At 26.5% G+C, this 1,490-nt stretch carries 1 protein-coding gene and 1 pseudogene; both read left to right on the forward strand.

The window, feature by feature from the left end:
- The first annotated feature begins 79 nt into the window (after positions 1-79).
- Positions 80-1,054, forward strand: a complete 975-nt coding sequence (locus I4U58_RS13775) for a DMT family transporter (RefSeq protein WP_195931904.1) — start codon at positions 80-82, stop codon at positions 1,052-1,054.
- A 170-nt stretch (positions 1,055-1,224) separates the two neighbouring features.
- Positions 1,225-1,428 (forward strand): annotated as a pseudogene (locus I4U58_RS14190) (hypothetical protein); the annotation flags it as partial.
- Between the last annotated feature and the right edge of the window lie 62 nt (positions 1,429-1,490).

Raw genomic sequence — 1,490 nt, forward strand, 5'->3', positions numbered from 1 at the left:
TTTAATATTATACAATTATTTTAAATTATTATTTTTATATAATTATTTTGTGACATAAATATGTAGGAAGGTGATTATATTGAAAAATAATAAAGAAGTATTTTACAAACTATGTTTAATACTGTGCGCAATTATTTGGGGAAGTACTTTTGTAGTAATTAAAGATGCTACAAATACTATGACATCAGGATTTATAAATGCAGGTAGATTTACAATAGCGACACTTATTTTACTTGTTATATATTTTAAAAAGATAAAAAATATAAATAAAACTGAATTAAAAGGCGGAATTTTAATGGGAATTTCGCTATTTGGAGGATATTATCTACAAGTTTTAGGCATGGAGTATGGCTCAAGCGCGGGAAAATGCGCATTTTTATCAGCGACATTTTGTGTAATGGTGCCGTTTTTATCTTGGGCAGTATTCAAAAAAACACCTGATAAATATAGTGTGATTGCAGCTATTTTATGTGTTATCGGTGTTGCGCTTGTATCTGTTGAAAAAAATGCAACAATAACACTTGGTGATGGAATAATCTTAGTTTCGACGTTTTTCTATGCTGTAAATATAATGTTTACATCAGAGTTTTCAAGCAAAGAAAGTGCAGATGTGAAGGTTCTTGCATTTTTACAAATAGCAGTAGTAGCAATTTTAAGTTGGCTAATTGTAATAATAAAAGGTGATATACCACAAGCTTATAATATTAGAGCTGTTATGGGAGTTGTTTATTTAGGTGTATTTGCAACAGCGTTATGTCTGCTGATTCAAGTTATTGGATTAAAGCATATAAATTCTACATCAGCATCAATAATTCTAAGTTTAGAGTCAGTGTTTGGAGTAATTATATCAATAGCATTTTATAATGAAGTAATTACAACAAAATTGTTGATTGGATTTATAGTTATTTTTATTGGAATAATAGTTTGTGAAACTAAATTGAGTTTTATAACAAATAAAATAAGTATAAAAAAATTAGATACAGGAAAATATAAAGATAAATCTAAAAAAGAGTACTTTAATGCTGAGATACAGCGCTCTAAAACGTCAATCTAAAATCTATATGAATATAAAAATCCCCTAATTTTAGGGGATTTTTTCTGTTAAACACCTTTCAAGTAAAAAATTTGATATAATGAAAAATATGAGTTTAAAATAATAAAAATAAGACTATAAATAAAAAAGAAAAATAATTTTGCAAATTAATAATATAAAGAGGTTTTGTCATGAAAAGTATAATAGAAAAGACTTTAGATACAGGAAAGAAGATAGCTTTGACTGCTATTATTACATACGGTGCAATTAGAGTTTTAGAAGATGAAGAAGAAAAAACAACTAGAATAAAAGAAGTACAAAAGACAAAAAGAAAAAAATCTAAATATAAAAATAAAAGAAAATTTAAAGTTAAAAAGTTAAAATATACTTGTAAGTCAAATATGGTTGCAGTAGTATCTGACGGGACTGCTGTTTTAGGTCTTGGGAATATAGGCGC

Origin of the sequence: Clostridium sp. 1001270J_160509_D11 (assembly GCF_015667935.1) — a bacterium.
Lineage (GTDB): Bacteria > Bacillota > Clostridia > Peptostreptococcales > Peptostreptococcaceae > Intestinibacter.